Raw genomic sequence first — 651 nt, forward strand, 5'->3', positions numbered from 1 at the left:
CTTTAAGGAGACGCTCAGAAGAAGAAAAGCACTTGTCTATCTTCTGAACAAAGGAATCTGCCAGCTCCAGAATGTTTTGGATAAAAACAGGGGAGCAGGACTTGACCTAAAAGATTTTGCAAGATTTGGTGTGATAAAGAAGGGGTGTCAGCAACAGGGGTTTTTGCTGGACAATCCTCCTTCAAAATTGAAAGATAGAATTGTATCACTCCATAAACCATATCTACGGCCAATAGTAAGAAGGAAAGAAAAAAAACCTGTAGAATTCGGTGCCAAAGCCCACGTTCTTCAGGTTGATGGCCTTACATTTATTGACAAACTCGATTTTAATGCATTCAACGAGTGTACCAGGCTAAAACTATCAGTAGCGAAGCATAAAAGGTTTTTTGGTCCTACCAGACAGCTTGGGGCGGACAGAATATATGCTACGAACAAAAACCGTGTATTCTGCACTGGGAAAAAAATCTTTACCTGCTTCCCAAAGAAGGGACCGAAAAAGCTAAGCAAAGCCGAAAAAACTTTGAGCTCGGAAATTTCCAAACAGAGAGCAACCGTGATGGAGGGTGTTTTTGGAACAAATAAAAACTATTACGGACTTGGAAAAATCAAGGTGAAAGGGGAAAAAAGAGAGAAATTGATGATATTTTTTGG

Annotated in this window: 1 pseudogene; it reads left to right on the top strand. The window is 39.9% G+C overall.

Annotated elements, in window-relative coordinates:
• A pseudogene (locus tag ACFSKL_RS11995) lies at positions 1-651 on the top strand (transposase); the annotation flags it as partial.

It is taken from the genome of Belliella marina, assembly GCF_042682445.1.
Lineage (GTDB): Bacteria > Bacteroidota > Bacteroidia > Cytophagales > Cyclobacteriaceae > Belliella > Belliella marina.